Origin of the sequence: Pseudomonas sp. PDM30, from assembly GCF_019218985.1 — a bacterium.
Lineage (GTDB): Bacteria > Pseudomonadota > Gammaproteobacteria > Pseudomonadales > Pseudomonadaceae > Aquipseudomonas > Aquipseudomonas jessenii.
Genome location: NZ_JAHUWM010000009.1, coordinates 1 through 16,082, shown reverse-complemented (window position 1 = coordinate 16,082; position 16,082 = coordinate 1). Strand labels below are relative to the sequence as shown.

The following is a 16,082-nucleotide window of genomic DNA, read 5'->3' as shown; positions in this document are numbered from 1 at the left end:
GCCATGCGCTGGGTCTGCATTGTTTTCCCGCAATTGGCGCTGGACGCGGTATTGCGTCAGCGCGCCGATCCCGATGAGCCCCTGGCGTTGTTGACCGGCCCGGCTCAGCGCCGGGTGCTGCAGGCGGTTAACGACGCGGCGCGGGCGCTGGGGTTGCGTCCCGGTCAGTCCATGAGTGCGGCACAGGCCTTGAGCAAAGGCTTTGCCACGGCTGAATACGACGCCGCCGACATCGAACACTGGCAGCAGTTTCTCGCCGCCTGGGCCTATCGCTTCAGCTCCCAGGTCAGCGTGCATTACCCCCGGGCCGTGGTATTCGAGATCGAATCCAGCCTCGGTTTGTTCGGCGCCTGGCCGCAATTCGAAGCGCTTTTGCGCCGTGAGCTCGACGAACTGGGATTTCGGCACCGCATCGTGGCCGCGCCCAACCCGGTGGCGGCGCGGGTGCTGGCCAACGCCTATGACGGTCTGGTGGTGCCGGACGATCAAGCCTTGCAGCATCACCTGGGGCAAATGCCTGTCGACCGGATCGGTCTCGAAACCTCGGTCGCCACGGCCTTGTCGCGCATGGGCTTGCGCACCTTGAGCCAGGTGCAGGCGCTGCCCCGGCATAGCCTGGCCCGGCGTTTCGAGGCTCAGGTGCTCAAGCATCTGGATGCCCTGTCGGGTTTGCGGCGGCTGGCGCTGGCGTTTTACCTGCCGCCGGACCGCTTCGATGTGCGGATCGAGCTCAATTTCGATGTGCAGTCCCATCAAGCCTTGCTGTTTCCGTTGCGCCGGTTGACCGGCGACCTGTCGGCGTTCCTCTGTGGTCGCGACAGCGGCGTACAGCGTTTCGACCTGCATCTGGAACACGCCGGGTTGCCGGATACGCTCATCAAGGTCGGCCTGCTCAGCGCCGAGCGCGATCCGGCGATGCTCTTCGAACTGGCCCGGGGGCGGCTGGAGCAAGTCCAGGTCGAGGCGCCGGTGCGCGGCTTTCGTTTGCGCGCCGAGGATTTGCCGACCTTCGTGCCCCAGCATCAGGAACTGTTTGACGATCGCCCGCAGCAGTCCTTGCCCTGGGAGCAACTGCGCGAACGCCTGCGTGCACGGCTGGGGGATGACGCGGTACATGGCCTGCGCTTCCAGGCCGATCACCGGCCCGAGTGTGCATGGCAGGCCAGTGCCGACAGCCAGCCCTGCGCGGTGCCGGCCGCGGTGAAACGGCCGGGCTGGCTGCTGACTGAACCGCTGGCCGTGCATCAGGGCTCGGCGCGCATCCTCATGGGGCCGGAACGCATCGAGTCCGGTTGGTGGGACGGTGACGACGTACGCCGTGACTATTACCTGATCGAAACCCGTGCAGGCCAACAGGGCTGGGCCTACCGGGCGGTCGGTGAGGACGGCCCGCTGTGGTTGCAGGGCTGGTTCGCATGAGCATCGACTATGCCGAACTGCACTGCCTGTCGAACTTCAGCTTCCAGCGCGGTGCCTCCAGTGCCCTCGAGCTGTTCCAGCGCGCGAAAAAACAGGGTTATCAAGCCCTGGCGATCACCGACGAATGTACCCTGGCGGGCATCGTTCGCGCCTGGCAAGCGGCGAAGTCCGTGGAGTTGCCGCTGATCATCGGCAGTGAAATACGCATCGAGAACGGTCCGAAACTGGTGCTGCTGGTGGAGAGCCTCGAGGGTTATCAGGCGCTGTGCCGATTGATCACCTGCGCCCGGCGCCGCACGCAGAAAGGTCAGTATCAAGTGCTGCGCGAAGACTTCAGCGAACCGTTGCCGGGCCTGTTGGCGTTGTGGGTGCCGGACGCTGTCGATGCCTTTGAACAGGGGCGCTGGCTCAAACAGGTCTTCGCCGAGCGCGTGTGGCTGGCGGTGCAGTTGCACCGCGGTCAGGACGATGCCCGGCGCCTGAACGATCTGCTGAGCCTGGCCAGGGAGTTGCGTATTGCGGCCGTGGCCAGTGGCGATGTGCACATGCATGCTCGCGGCCGGCGCGCCTTGCAGGACACCATGACCGCGATCCGTCATCACCTGCCGGTGGCCGATGCCGGGCTGCGCCTGCATCCCAACGGCGAACGCCATCTGCGCAGCCTGGACGTGCTGGGGGAACTTTATCCGCCCGGCTTGCTGGCAGAAACGCTGAACATCGCCCGGCGCTGCACCTTTGATCTTGGCCAGTTGCGTTATCAATATCCTCGCGAACTGGTGCCAGAAGGGCACAGCGCAGAGTCCTGGCTGCGGGCGTTGACCGAGCGCGGCATGCGCGAGCGATGGCCCGACGGTGCAAGCGAAAAGGTTCGCGGGCTGATCGACAAGGAGCTCGGGCTGATCGCCGAGCTGGGTTATGAAAGCTATTTCCTGACCGTTCAGGACATCGTCGCCTTCGCCCGGCGCGAGAAGATTCTCTGCCAGGGCCGAGGCTCTGCGGCCAACTCGGCGGTGTGTTTCGCCTTGGGCATCACCGAGATCGACCCCGAGCGAATGAACATGCTGTTTGAGCGCTTTCTCTCCAGGGAGCGCAACGAGCCACCGGATATCGATGTGGACTTCGAGCACGAACGCCGCGAAGAAGTCTTGCAGTACGTGTTCCAGCGCTATGGTCGGACCCGCGCGGCACTGACAGCCGTGGTCAGCACTTATCATGCGGCCGGTGCGGTGCGCGATGTGGCCAAGGCGTTGGGTTTGCCGCCAGACCAGATCAATGCCCTGGCCGATTGCTGTGGTCACTGGAGTGATGAAACGCCGCCCGTGGAGCGCCTGCGTGAAGGCGGTTTCGACCCTGAAAGCCCGGTGTTGCGCCGGGTGTTGAGTTTGACGCAGCAACTGATCGGCTTCCCCCGGCACCTGTCCCAGCACCCCGGTGGCTTCGTCATTTCCGAGCAGCCGCTGGATCACCTCGTGCCGGTGGAAAACGCCGCGATGGCCGAGCGCACCATCATCCAGTGGGACAAGGACGATCTCGATGCGGTCGGGCTGCTCAAGGTGGATATCCTGGCCCTGGGCATGCTCAGCGCGATTCGTCGCTGTTTCGACTTGCTGCGCCGTCATCGCAACCGGGACTTGAGCCTGGCAACGGTGCCCTCCGAGGATTCGCAGACCTACGACATGATCGGTCGTGCCGACACCATCGGCGTGTTCCAGATCGAGTCCCGGGCGCAAATGTCGATGCTGCCCAGGCTCAAGCCCCGCAAGTTCTATGACCTGGTGATCGAGGTGGCCATCGTTCGCCCCGGACCTATCCAGGGCGGCATGGTGCATCCGTACCTGCGTCGTCGAAACAAGGAAGAGCTTGAAACCTACCCCTCCGAAGAGTTGCGGGAGGTGTTGAAACGCACCCTTGGCGTTCCTCTGTTTCAGGAACAGGTGATGCAGATCGCCATCGTCGCCGCCGACTACAGCCCCGGCGAGGCCGACCAGCTACGCCGCTCCATGGCTGCCTGGAAACGCCACGGCGGGCTCGAACCGCACAAGGATCGACTGGCCGCCGGCATGAAGAAAAAAGGCTACACGCCGGAGTTTGCCGCGCAGATCTTCGAGCAGATCAAGGGCTTTGGCAGCTACGGTTTTCCCGAGTCTCACGCGGCCAGTTTTGCCTTGCTGACTTACGCCAGTTGCTGGTTGAAATGCCACGAGCCGACGGCCTTCGCTTGTGCGCTGATCAACAGTTGGCCGATGGGGTTCTACAGCCCGGACCAGATTCTGCAGGACGTCAGGCGCCATCATTTGCAGGTTCGCCCGGTGGACGTGCGCACCAGCGACTGGGATTGCAGTCTGGAACCGATCAGCGGTGCGCAACCGGCGATTCGCTTGGGGCTACGCATGATCAAGGGCTTTCGCGAGGACGATGCCCGACGCATCGAGGCGGCACGCTCCAAAGGGGCGTTTGCCGACATTGCCGACCTCGGCGAACGGGCGCGACTCGATGCCCGCGCCCAGGAGCAACTGGCCGATGCCGGCGCGTTGCGTGGCCTGGCCGGCGACCGGCATCGGGCACGTTGGGAAGTGGCCGGGGTACAAAAGCAGCTGGGTTTGTTTGCCGGCCTGCCGAGCCGGGAGGAGGACGCGGTGTCGTTGCCAAAGCCCACTGTGGGCGAGGACCTGCAAGCCGATTACGCCAGTGTCGGCACCACCCTCGGGCCGCATCCGTTGGCCCTGTTACGCGGTGAGTTGAAGGCGCGGCGCTGCCGCAGTTCGAAGGAGTTGCTGGACGTCGAGCACGGTCGGCCAGTCAGCGTTGCCGGGCTGGTCACCGGCCGACAACGCCCGGCCACCGCCAGCGGCGTGACATTCGTCACCCTTGAGGACGAGTTCGGCAACGTCAACGTGGTGGTGTGGCGCGACCTGGCCGAGCGTCAGCGCCAGGTGCTGGTCGGCTCGCAGTTGCTCAAGGTCGATGGGCGCTGGGAGAAAGAGGGTGAGGTCCGGCATCTGATAGCCGGACGCTTGAGTGACCTGAGCCCGTTGCTCGATGGCATTACTGTGCGCAGTCGGGATTTTCATTGATCTGCTGCGGGAGCTTTTGTGGCGAGGGGGCTTGCCCCCGTTCGGCGGCGAAGCCGTCGTAAAACCGTTGAATGCGGTGTGCCTGAAATTATTGCGGTGATTGGTTTGGGGGCTGCTTCGCAGCCCAACGGGGGCAAGCCCCCTCGCCACAAAAGCCGCTCCCCCCAGGGTTTGTGTCAATGCCTGTTATTTGGCCAGCGGCCAAAACCGCTCGCCACCCCCCGGCGCATCCGTCCAGGCCTGCAACGAGCGTGTCGGTAAGTCGAAGTAATCCCGCGTACGCGCATAGCCATGCCCGCCCATGCGTCCGATCGCATCCAGCCCCAACTGGTCGATGTACAGGGTTTTCGGATCGATCAGTTCGTCACGCACATGGGCCATCAGCACCTCACCAAAGATAATCTCCCGGGATTGGCCGATGGACAGGGCCATCATCCGCCGACACTCCAGCGCCACCGGAGCTTCGCCGATGCGCGGGCATTTGACCGTGGTGCCGGGGATGGCGGTGAGGCCGGCGGCGGTCAGTTCATCGAAGCCGGGGGCGAAGGGCACGGCGCAGACGTTCATGGCTTCCACCAAGGCATCGCTGACGATGTTCACGGTGAATTCCTGGTTGAGCTGGATATTGCGAGTGGTGTCCTTGGGGCTTTGGTCGCCGTAGTTTTCCACGCCCAGGGCGAGGATCGGTGGATCGGCGGAAAGCGCATTGAAGAAGCTGAACGGCGCCGCGTTGATCCGGCCTTCGCCGTCGACGGTGGTGACCAGGGCTATCGGCCGTGGCACGACGCTGCCGATCAGGATCTTGTATTTGTCCCGTGGGCTCAATGTGCTGAAGTCGAAGCTTTGCATGGGCAGAAATCTCTAGAGAAGTGGATCAATCGCGCTCAGTGGCGCCTGTGCGCTGTAGTCGTCGGCGAACGGGATGGCGGGCTGGAACAGGCTTTTCCAGTCCGGTTGGTCAAAGGCTCGGTCGCTGTGGCTGCGCATCAATTTTTCGAATTGGCGTTGGGCCTGGCGTTGTATGGCGGGGTAGTCGAGGCCCTCGACCTGGCCGTCCCGCATCACGCAGCGGCCGTCGATGTAGCTGGCGATACAGTCGTCACCGCGACCGGCCAGAACAAGATTTTTCAGTGGATCGAATAGCGGCCCCAGGTGCATCCCGCGCAGGTTGAACACGGTGATGTCGGCCTTGGCCCCGGGTGCCAGGCGTCCGAGATCGTCGCGGCCCAGTGCCTTGGCACCGCCGAGGGTCGCGGCGTTGTACAGGTCCAGGGTGCTGGTCAGATCGTTACCGCCTTCCATAAGGCGAGCGATGTTCAGGCCCTGGCGCATGTTGTCCAGCAAGTCCGCCGGCCAGGTGTCGGTGCCCAGGGCGAAGTTGATGCCTTTGGCCCGATAGCGTCCGAACGAATTCAGCGCCTCGCCATCCCGGGCGAACACCACCGGGCAATGCACCAGGCTTGCGCCACCGTCCACCACCCGTTGCAGGTCGTCATCGCCTCGGGTGTAGATGCCGTGGGGCAGCAGGCTGCGCGGGGTCAAAAGCCCAAGCTGCTGCAGCCAGCCCAGTGGCGAGGTGCCGCGCAGTTGCTCGACCATCGCTACTTCACCGAGGCCCTGGCAGCAGTGCAAACGCATCGGTGCGTTGAGTTCCCGGCTCAGCGCGGCGGTGCGTTGCAGCAGCACCGGGGTGCAGGTCTGGATGCGATCGGGCAGCAGCGCACCGCGAATCAGGCCGTTGTGCGCGCCGTCGAAATCCCGGAAAAACCGCTCGGCGGCGTCGAGCCCGGTCATCCCCCGGGCTTCGTCCCAGTGGTGCGCCAGGGTTCCATCGGCCTGCCAGTAACTCATGCCGCTCATGTAGCAGGGACCGAGGTAAGTGCGTAGCCCCAGTTCGGCGGCCACACCTGCGACCGCCGCAAATTCGTCGTAGGTCTCGGCCCACTCGCGGTAATACATCGAGGTGATCGGCATGGCCGTGGTGATGCCGTTGCGGATCAGTTGGGTGAAGGCGTAGCGGTATTTGAAGACTTCTTCTTCGGGGCTGTAGCTTTCCCGCGATCCACGCGCCAGATACTGCGCCGACCACATCCGGCCCATGTCGCGCTCGTCGCCGTTGTCCAGGGTCAGCACCGTGGAATCGAGATCGCCCAAGGCATCCAGATCGATGAAGCCGGGACCGATCAGCGCATTGCCGTAATCAACCCACTGATCCACCGGCCCCGCATAACCACGCCCGACAAACTCGATGCGCGCGCCTTCGAACACCACTTCGCCATCGCGCCACAACACATGCCGCGTGCCGTCGAAACCGACCACGCAACTGGCCCGCAAGCCGATGCGCTTCACAGACGGCTTTCCAGCAAGCGACCACCCGCAGCAATCAACTGACCCGCGCGATAGACCTGACGCAGCGGCCGCGAAACCACCGCCTCACCCAGTGTTCGTACCGGCATCAACAGGAAGTCCGCCGGCTGGCCAATCTCCAGGCGATTGGCTTGGCAACCCAGCGCCTGGGCGCCGTTGACGGTCGCCGCCTCGAACGCTGCCGCCAGTTCTTCGTCCTTGTTCAAGTCGAAGCGGAACGCCAGCAACATCGCCCGCTCCAGCATGTCGCCGTTGCCCATGGGCGACCAGGCATCACGAATACCGTCCGAGCCCAGGCACACATTCACGCCGGTTTCGCGCAGGGCCAGGAACGGCGGCACCGCGCAATCGGCCGGGGCCGAACTCATCAGCGAAATACCCAGCGTCGCCAGGCGCTCGGCCACCGGTTTGACCTGGCTCCATGGCAACATCCCCAGGCAATACGCGTGGCTGATCATCACCCGGCCTTGGCGGCCGAAGCGCTCGGTGTAGTCGGCGATCAGGGCGATCTGCCACAGGCCCAGCTCACCCTTGTCGTGCAGGTGAATATCGATGCCACGGTCGAATTCGCTGGCCAGCTTGAACACGAAGTCCAGTTGTGCGACAGGGTCGTTATCGATACCGCACGGGTCCAGCCCGCCGACATTCTCCACGCCCAGGGCCATGGCTTCGCGCATCAGTTCGGCGGTGCCGGGGCGGCTGATCAAGCCAGTCTGCGGGAACACCACCAGTTGCAGGTCGATCAGGTCGCGGTAGTTTTCACGCAGTTGCTGCATGGCCTCGACATGCCGCAGGCCGAATTCCGGGTCGATGTCGACGTGGCAACGCATGGTCAGCGAGCCGCGGGCGATGCAGTTTTCCAGCAGGGCGCCGGCCCGTTGCGCAATCGGTGTGGTGACTTCACGCAGGATGCGCCGTTCGTTGGCGATGTAGTCCTTGAGGGTCGGGCCGGCACTGTTGGGGCGCCAGGGCTGGCCCCAGAGGGTTTTGTCCAGGTGCACGTGGCTTTCCACCAGAGCGGGGGTGAGCAACTGGTCCTGGCCGTCGATGTCGGTGGCCGACAGGGCTTCGTTCGAAGCGGGGCGGCGTTGGCTGAAGCGGCCGTTTTCGATCAGCAGGTCTTCGGCGGTGGCGCCGTAGGGGCGCACGTTGCGCAGCCAGCGGGGTTGATTCATTGCAAACCTCAAATTCAATGGTGTCTTGGCGGGCCTCATCGCGAGCAAGCTCGCTCCCACAGTAGATCTTTGACGTTCACAAAATCCCTGTGGGAGCGAGCTTGCTCGCGATGGGCGCGACTCGGTCGAAAGGCAATCAGCCCTTGAGCTTGGCCCAAATGCGGTCCTGCAGCTCCCGCGCCTTGTTGCTGCATTCCTTTTCCGGGCGCAGGCGCGCGGCGAATTCGTCGGGCATGTTGATGGCGTCCATCACCCGCCATTTGGCGTCGATCAGCTTGTCGCTCTGGATGCCGTTGGCGTAGGCGATGGCGTTGGACACGGCGGCGGCGTTCTCCGGTTTCATCATCCAGTCGATGAAGATCTTCGCGTTGCCGGGGTGCGGTGCGCTTTTCGGTACGGCGAAGTTGTCCTGGAACATCGCCAGGCCTTCACGGGGGTAGACGTACTTGATGGTGCTCTTCTGCAGGGTGGCCCGCGCTGTAGAACCGTTCCAGTTCTGCATCATGATCACTTCACCGCTGGCCATGCGGTCGACGGTGTTGTCCGAGCTGTACATCTTCAGGAAGGGTTTCTGTTTTTGCAGCAGTTCGAGGATGCGCTTGGCGTCCTGCGGGTTTTCGCTGCACTCGTCGACATTCAGGTAGTGACTGGCGGCGTTGATCACGCTGCTGGAGGTGTCGAGGGCGGCGAGCTGACCTTGCAGTTCCTTGCGCGGCTCGAAGAACTCTTTCCACGAGTCGTCGAGCTTGCCGCCGGGCACCCGGGCGCTGTCATAGGAGAACCCGGTGGTGCCCCACAGGTACGGTGCCGAGAACTTGCGGCCCGGGTCGAAGCTCGGGTCGCGGAACGCCGGTTTGACGTACTGGAAGTTGGGCAGGGCCGAGGCGTCGATTTCCAGCAGCAGGTCCTGGTTGATCAGGGTGCGCATGATCGATTGCGACGGCACGATCACGTCGTACGCCGCGCCGCCGGCCTGCAACTTGGCCAACAGGGTTTCGTTGCTGTCGTAGCCGTCCATGGTGACCTTGATCCCGGTCTCCTTTTCGAACTTGGCCAACAGTTCCACCGGGTAGTAGTCGGTCCAGTTGTAGAAGAACAGTTCTTTGGGCTCGGCGGCCTGGGCGCTGAACGCCGTGAACGCGGTGAAGCAACTCAAGGCCAGACCGGCAACGGCGAAACGCATGCTTTTCACTTTCTTGCTCATATAGAAGTCTCCAGGCTTATTGTTGTTTGCCGCGCTGTCCCAGCCAGAAGGCCAGCACTACCAGCACGATGGAAATCACCAGCATCAGGGTCGAAATCGCGTTGATCTCTGGCGTCACGCCGGCCTTGATCGCCGAGAAGATGTACACCGGCAGGGTTGTGGAGCCGGGACCTGCGACGAAGAAGGTCATGATGAAATCGTCGAGGCTGACCACGAACGCCAGCACCGAACCGGACAGCACCGCCGGCCACAGCAGCGGCAAGGTCACCCGGCGGAACACCTGCCAGGGGTTGGCGTACAGGTCGTTCGCCGCTTCCAGCAGGCTCTTGTCCAGGTCGTTGAGCCGCGCGCGGATCGGCAGGTAGGCGAAGGGAATGCAGAAGCCGATGTGGGCGACGATCACCGTCAGCAGACCGAGCTTGATCCCCAGTGCCATGAACAGCAGCAGGGTGGCCACGGCGGTGACGATCTCCGGCAGGATCAACGGCAGGTTGATCCCGCCCTCGACCATTTTCTGTCCGTAGAACGGCCGGTAGGTCGCCAGTGCCGCGAGCAGGGCAATCGCGGTGGCGCACACCGTGGCGATGCTGGCGACGATGATCGAGTTGAGCGCCGCGGTCTGGATCGACGGGTTGGCCAGGATTCGCCCGTACCAGTCGAACGAGAACTCGGTCCACACCGTCGCCGAGCGGTTGGCGTTGAAGCTGTAGGCGATCAATACAAAGATCGGCAGGTACAGGTAGGCCAGCATCAACAGGCTGACTTCACGGGTCAGGGGCAGTTTCTTCAGGTGCAGGGCGATCATGCTTGTGCTCCCGGGCGTTGGGTCTTGGCGGCTTTGCGGCTATAGAGGGCGTAGAGCACCAGGGACAGCAACATGATCCCCAGCAACAGGAACGACAGCGAACTGCCCAGCGGCCAGTTGCGCGCGGTACCGAACTGCTGCTGGATCAGGTTGCCGATCATCAGCGTCTTGCCGCCGCCAAGGATCGCCGGGGTAATGAAGGCGCCCAGGCTTGGCACGAACACCAGCAAGGCACCTGCGATCACCCCCGGCATCGACAGTGGCAGGATGATCCGCCGCAACGCGTGCCAGCGATTGGCACCCAGGTCATAGGCGGCTTCCACCAGACGCCAGTCGAGTTTTTCCAGGGTCGAGTAGATTGGCAGGATCATGAACGGCAGGAAGCTGTAGACCAGGCCGACGCTGACCGCGAAGTCGTTGTAGAGCAGGGTGATGCCACCGGCCTGGGGGAACAGCGCGTTGAGGCTCTGGGCGACCCAGCCGTGCTCGCGCAGGATGATCAGCCAGGCGTAGTTGCGGATCAGCAGGTTGGTCCAGAACGGGATGGTGATCAGCAACACCATCAGGTTGCGCCGACGGGGTGTCAGGCTCGACATCCACAACGCCACGGGGAAGCCGAACAGGAAACACAGGACCGTGGTGCCACCGGCCTGGAACACCGAGCGCAGCAATGCTTGGGCGTAGACCCAGTTCAGCTCCAGTTCGCCATCGAAACCTTCCTGGAAAAACAGTTGCACGTAGCTTTGCAATTGCCAGTCGGCCTGCCAGTCGACGCCGCCATAGACGTTGCGCGGCAGCAGGCTGATGTAGCCCATGATGCCCAGCGGAATGGCGATCAGGGCCAGCAGGGTCAGGACCACCGGGCTGAGCAACAGCGCGCGGTTGAGGGCTGGGGAAGTGCTGCTGACGCTCATCTCAGGCCTCCATCAACAGGCATGCGTGGGGCGGCAGGTTGACCGCGACGCGATCACCCACCACCCGCCCGTGGTTCAGGCCTTCGTTGTTCTCGCGCAGCATGACCTTGATGTCGTTGTTCAGGCGGCATTGATAGAGCGTGGCCGTGCCGACATACAGCACGGCCTCGATCACACCGCGCAGGTGATGCGGTTGGGTCGGCTCGACCAGTTGCGAGCGCTCGGGGCGGAACGCCAGTTGCACCTTGCTGCCGTCAAAGCCCTGGGCCGGGCAGGGGATTTCCACGGGCATGCCGTTGGGCACGAAGAGCTTTTCGTTCTGCTGGCCGCGCTTGAGGTGGCCGGGGAGAAAGTTGATGTCGCCGATGAATTGCGCGACGAACTGGTGTTGCGGCCGTTCGTAGATTTCATTGGGCGAGCCGATTTGCAGGATCTTGCCGGCGGACATCACGGCGATGCGATCGGACAGGGTCAGCGCTTCTTCCTGATCGTGGGTGACGAAAATGAAGGTGATCCCGGCTTCTTTCTGTACGCGCTTGAGTTCGACCTGCATTTCCTTGCGCAGCTTGAGGTCCAGGGCCGACAGCGGTTCGTCCAGCAACAGCACTTTGGGCTTTGGCGCCAGGGCCCGGGCCAGAGCCACCCGTTGCTGTTGGCCACCGGACAGTTCGGCCGGTTTACGCTTGGCCAGGTGCTGCATTTGCACCAGCGCGAGCATCTCATCGACCCGCTGCGGAATCAGTTTGCGATCAAGGCCCTGCATCTCGAGGCCGAAGGCGATATTCTGCGCAACACTCATGTGCGGAAACAGCGCGTAACTCTGGAACACCGTGTTGACCCGACGCTTGAACGGCGGCAAATCGTTGACCGGCTCGCCCGCGAGGCGGATCTCACCGTCGCTGACATGCTCGAAGCCGGCGATGGTGCGCAGCAGGGTGGTTTTGCCGCAGCCGGAGGGGCCGAGCAGGGTGAAGAATTCGTTGTCGGCAATGTCCACCGAGACGTTATCGAGGGCTGGTGCCAGCCCCGGATCGTCGGAATATCGCTTTGAGACGTTTCGCACTTCGATTGCTGTTGGATGACCCATTATGGTGCATTCCTCTAATTATTGTATGCAAAATCTGGATGCAATTTAGAAATACCCGGATTAATCTGTCCGTGCAAGCCCCTTTTTCAATGGCTGTTCATTCGCCAGGGTCGTTTGCACAGGGCGCAAGGAGTTGATGAATGACGGAAAAGAAACTGGAAACTACGGTCGACCGCGTCTACCAAGGGGTTTACGAGGCGATCAGCAAGCGTTCGTTGCGTCCGGGCATGAAGCTCGGCGAAGCCTCTTTGGCCGAGCTGTTCAATGTCAGCCGCACGTCTGTCCGGGCCGCGCTCAAGCAATTGGAAGCCGACGGGCTGGTCACCACCGAGCCCAATAAAGGTGCGTCGGTGTCGCTGCCCAGTGACGAAGAGATCCGTTCGCTGTTCGAAACCCGTCGCCTGGTCGAGATCGGCATCGTCAGCGAACTGTGCCGTCGGCGTGATACGGCGGTGACCCAGGACCTGCGCGATCACTTGCTGTTGGAGGATGAAGCGCATCAAAGCGGTGATCACGAGCGGTTGATTCACCTGCTCGGCGAGTTCCACATCAAACTGGCCCGCAGCCTGAACAACCCGGTGTTGCTCGACTGGTTCCAGAAGCTGATTTCACGGGCGTCGCTGTATGCCGCCGCTCTGGATGACGACAGCCACGAAGCCTGTCGCGACGACGAACACCTGCGGCTGATCGAATACATCGAAGCAGGCAACCAGAGTGCGGCCATCGAACTGACCTGCATGCATTTGAATGGCATCGAGAAGGCCATTCTGGATGTCGCGGCCACCCTGAAAAGCAGTTACAACCCGCTAAAGCACTTGATCGAGGTGTAGTGCACGGACTCTCGGTTACCGAGGACCAAATTGTGGGAGCGGGCTTGCTCGCGAAAGCGGTGTATCAGCAGATGAATATGTTGAATGACACACCGCCTTCGCGAGCAAGCCCGCTCCCACAAGGGATCTCCAGTGGCCCGCGAGAATCAGCTATACCTCTATGAAACGAATAGCGTGCAGGATGCTCGAAACAAACGGGTGCAACTTACCGGGATAGAGCCAGCCGATGCAGTTTCTAGAGGAAAGCCACGGGTGCTCCGGGTGGAACGGCGAAATGGCCGGACGCATTCGTGCGTTCGACTGGAGCCTGACCGAACTTGGCCCGCTCGATTCATGGTCCAGGAGCCTGAGCAGCGCGGTGCAGTTGATGCTCGCGTCCCCACTGCCGATGGTGATGCTCTGGGGCCAGTCCGGGTACATGATCTATAACGACGCTTATTCCAAGTTTGCCGGTGGGCGTCATCCGTATCTGCTCGGCTCTGCCGTGGAACTGGGTTGGCCGGAAGTTGCCGAATTCAATCGCCACGTGGTCGACACCTGCCTGGCGGGCGGCACCTTGTCCTATCGCAACAAAGAACTGGTGCTGCTGCGTGACGGGGTTCCGGAAGATGTCTGGATGGACCTCTACTACAGCCCGGTGGCCGACGATGACGGGCGCCCGGCCGGGGTCATGGCCATGGTGGTGGAAACCACGGATCGGGTGATCTCCGAACACCGGCGACAGGCGGCTGAAGACGCCTACCGCGCCGACAACGAACGGGTACGCCTGGCGCTCAACGCCGGCGCCTTGCTCGGTTCCTTTGTCTGGGACATCAAGGCCAACGTGATGTCGGGTGACGAGCGCTTCGCTCGCGCGTTCTCTTATCCACCCGGGCAAGACCTGCAAAACCTGTCTCAGGAAATCGCTGAAAGCCGGATCCATCCGGATGACCGCAGTTGGGTTCAGGAACGAGTCAGACTGTCGGTGGAGACGGGCGAGCCCTACAACGTCGAATACCGGATCCGGCGCCCGGATGGCAGCTACCTCTGGGTACTCGCCAGTGGTTGTTGCGAGTTCAATGAGCAGGGCGAGGCGTTTCGTTTCCCCGGCGTGCTGATCGACATCCACGAACGCAAGACCGCCGAAGAGTCCCTGCTCAAGTTCACCCGCAACCTGGAACAGCGGGTGGCCGATGAGGTCGAGGCGCGGCTGGCGGCGGAAGAACAACTGCGCCAGTCACAGAAGCTCGAAGCCATCGGCGGTCTCACCGGTGGTGTGGCCCATGACTTCAACAACCTGTTGCAAGTGATCGCCGGCAACCTGCACCTGCTCGCGCGCCATGAGCCGGATAACGCCAATGTGCAGCGCCGGGTCTCGGCGTCGATTGCCGCCGTCGAGCGCGGTGCCAAGCTGTCTTCGCAATTGCTTGCATTTGCCCGCCGCCAACCGTTGTCACCCGCGGTCTTCACCTTGCGGCAGATTTTCGATGGCCTGGCGGAGCTGTTGCTGCGTGCCCTGGGTGAAACCCTTCAGGTCCACATGACGGCACCCGAAGATTCCTGGAATGTGTTTGTCGATCGCAACCAACTGGAAAACGCCATTCTCAATCTGGCGATCAATGCCCGTGACGCCCTTCAAGGCGAGGGCAGGATTGACCTGTGCGCGGAAAACATCGTCCTCGATCGCAAATTTTGCGCCGCAAAGGGCATTGCCCCCGGGGACTATGTACGGGTGTCCGTGACGGATACCGGCGTCGGCATGCCGCCGCAGGTGCTGGCCCAGGCGTTCGAGCCATTCTTCACCACCAAGGCCGACGGGCAGGGCACCGGCTTGGGCTTGAGTATGGTGTTTGGCTTCGTCAAGCAGAGTGGCGGTCATATCGAAATCGCCAGCGACGTGGGGCGGGGGACTCGGGTGCAGCTGTACTTCCCGCGCACCTTGCGCGCGGCCCCCAGCGAAACGCCGGGCCCTGATGTGCCGCAACGGGGCGGGCACGAACGCATCCTGGTGGTCGAGGACAATGAGGCCGTGAGGGTATCGGCGGTGGAGTTGTTGCGCGAGGAGGGCTATCAGGTCCTCACGGCCACCAACGGTGACATCGCCATGAAAATGTTGCTGGAAGGGCTGGCGGTGGACCTGATTTTCACCGACGTGGTCATGCCCGGCCTGATCAAGAGTTCGGACCTGGCGGCCTGGGCGAAAGTGCAGGAGCCACCGGTGGCTGTGTTGTTCACCTCGGGGCATACCCGCGACATCATCTCGCGCAATCACCAGCTCAGCCCCGACACCCACCTGCTGAGCAAACCCTACAACCCCGAAGCACTGACGCAGATGGTGCGCACGGTGCTTAACGGCTGACAAAAACAGGTGATTCTCCACGCAGGTTTTCAAAGGTGACCGAGTGATCGTCAACCGGTGGAAGCGTCGGCGCAGGCAAGGTTTTATCCCATTGGCGACCGGACGACGAACGGACACCGCTGGTCTGACAGGTGGTCGACAGAACAGGCTAACCGAGGCCATTCTGATAGTTGGTGAACGCAATTGATCGCGTTTCGCTGCCGATCAACAAACGGAGGTGTTCCATGCCGGTGCCCCATGACCTTTATCAGGATCTGAAACGCTCAAAGGAAGAAGTCCAGCAGAAACGCACCAAGGATCCGTTACTGGATTCACTGCTTAACAAGTATTCCCAGGCGGATGCCGAAGTGGTGAAAGCAGAGGAGGCCAAGTCCAACGATGACACCGTAAGGAAGCTCAAGGAGGCACGTCTGCTGGTCAAGGACAAGATCGTCAAGCAACTTGGCTCGTCGTCCTGACCCAGCGAGCTGCCACCGACGACTGGTGGCGGGAAAGTTGGAACGGCATCACAACCGGCACCTCGAATGTTCAGAGACCGCTGTTATGGCTCTCAACGAGGTGCCTCATGACCCAGCCCAAATACCCCAGTGAACAACAGGGTGGCTACGACCCGATCCCCACTCATCCCGAACCCCTGAGCCCCGAACACACCACGGTCAATCCCGAGGAAGAGCCGGGCATCGATGAGTGGCCGGATGATGAAGGTGTCGACATCGATCCAGAGTGAACACCGCCCTCTGTAGGAGCGAGCTTGAACTGGTCAAGTAATCCCGGACACCGGTTACGGTGTTTATGCCGCTTTTTGCTCCATGGCTATTGGCGACAGATAGTTGTTGTAGCTGTGGAGCCTGGTGCGGTTGTAGTACATG

At 62.3% G+C, this 16,082-nt stretch carries 13 protein-coding genes; 6 read left to right on the top strand and 7 right to left on the bottom strand.

The features are described 5' to 3' along the window. The first annotated feature begins 3 nt into the window (after positions 1-3). Positions 4-1,419 carry a DNA polymerase Y family protein gene (locus tag KW840_RS20495; protein WP_218497280.1) on the top strand — a complete coding sequence of 472 codons (1,416 nt, stop codon included), beginning with the start codon at positions 4-6 and terminating at the stop codon, positions 1,417-1,419. Then, positions 1,395-4,493: an error-prone DNA polymerase gene (locus KW840_RS20490; RefSeq protein ID WP_218497279.1), complete on the top strand. Its 3,099-nt coding sequence runs from the start codon at positions 1,395-1,397 to the stop codon at positions 4,491-4,493. Before KW840_RS20495 ends, KW840_RS20490 begins: the two co-directional genes overlap by 25 nt. Positions 4,494-4,679: 186 nt before the next feature. Here KW840_RS20490 and KW840_RS20485 read toward each other — a convergent pair whose 3' ends face one another. The 7 genes from KW840_RS20485 to KW840_RS20455 all read right to left on the bottom strand — a co-directional run bounded on the left by KW840_RS20485 (position 4,680) and on the right by KW840_RS20455 (position 12,045). Beyond that, positions 4,680-5,342, bottom strand: coding sequence for a flavin reductase family protein (locus tag KW840_RS20485; RefSeq protein WP_007973324.1), 663 nt, complete (start codon positions 5,340-5,342; stop codon positions 4,680-4,682). Positions 5,343-5,354: 12 nt separating this feature from the next. Next, positions 5,355-6,842, bottom strand: coding sequence for an amidohydrolase family protein (locus KW840_RS20480; protein ID WP_218497277.1), 1,488 nt, complete (start codon positions 6,840-6,842; stop codon positions 5,355-5,357). Next, positions 6,839-8,035 carry an amidohydrolase family protein gene (locus tag KW840_RS20475; RefSeq protein ID WP_218497275.1) on the bottom strand — a complete coding sequence of 399 codons (1,197 nt, stop codon included), beginning with the start codon at positions 8,033-8,035 and terminating at the stop codon, positions 6,839-6,841. Before KW840_RS20475 ends, KW840_RS20480 begins: the two co-directional genes overlap by 4 nt. 136 nt (positions 8,036-8,171) lie before the next feature. Beyond that, positions 8,172-9,239, bottom strand: coding sequence for an extracellular solute-binding protein (locus KW840_RS20470; RefSeq protein ID WP_090455671.1), 1,068 nt, complete (start codon positions 9,237-9,239; stop codon positions 8,172-8,174). Positions 9,240-9,255: 16 nt separating this feature from the next. Then, positions 9,256-10,044, bottom strand: coding sequence for an ABC transporter permease (locus KW840_RS20465; RefSeq protein WP_057714357.1), 789 nt, complete (start codon positions 10,042-10,044; stop codon positions 9,256-9,258). Next, the gene (locus tag KW840_RS20460; RefSeq protein WP_090455669.1) at positions 10,041-10,958 is read right to left on the bottom strand and encodes an ABC transporter permease; all 918 of its coding nucleotides are present in this window, start codon (positions 10,956-10,958) and stop codon (positions 10,041-10,043) included. Before KW840_RS20460 ends, KW840_RS20465 begins: the two co-directional genes overlap by 4 nt. Position 10,959: 1 nt before the next feature. Then, positions 10,960-12,045 carry an ABC transporter ATP-binding protein gene (locus tag KW840_RS20455; RefSeq protein ID WP_154909259.1) on the bottom strand — a complete coding sequence of 362 codons (1,086 nt, stop codon included), beginning with the start codon at positions 12,043-12,045 and terminating at the stop codon, positions 10,960-10,962. A 140-nt stretch (positions 12,046-12,185) separates the two neighbouring features. Here KW840_RS20455 and KW840_RS20450 point away from each other — a divergent pair, with 140 nt between their 5' ends. The 4 genes from KW840_RS20450 to KW840_RS20435 all read left to right on the top strand — a co-directional run bounded on the left by KW840_RS20450 (position 12,186) and on the right by KW840_RS20435 (position 15,940). Continuing rightward, the gene (locus KW840_RS20450) at positions 12,186-12,875 is read left to right on the top strand and encodes a GntR family transcriptional regulator (protein ID WP_007973313.1); all 690 of its coding nucleotides are present in this window, start codon (positions 12,186-12,188) and stop codon (positions 12,873-12,875) included. Between the two features lie 226 nt (positions 12,876-13,101). Then, positions 13,102-15,213, top strand: a complete 2,112-nt coding sequence (locus tag KW840_RS20445; RefSeq protein ID WP_218497273.1) for a PAS domain-containing sensor histidine kinase — start codon at positions 13,102-13,104, stop codon at positions 15,211-15,213. Between the two features lie 224 nt (positions 15,214-15,437). Next, positions 15,438-15,671 (top strand): DUF465 domain-containing protein, encoded by a 234-nt coding sequence (locus KW840_RS20440; protein WP_057714363.1) that lies wholly within the window; start codon positions 15,438-15,440, stop codon positions 15,669-15,671. Between the two features lie 107 nt (positions 15,672-15,778). After that, positions 15,779-15,940, top strand: coding sequence for a hypothetical protein (locus KW840_RS20435; protein ID WP_173677945.1), 162 nt, complete (start codon positions 15,779-15,781; stop codon positions 15,938-15,940). The last annotated feature ends 142 nt before the right edge of the window (positions 15,941-16,082 follow it).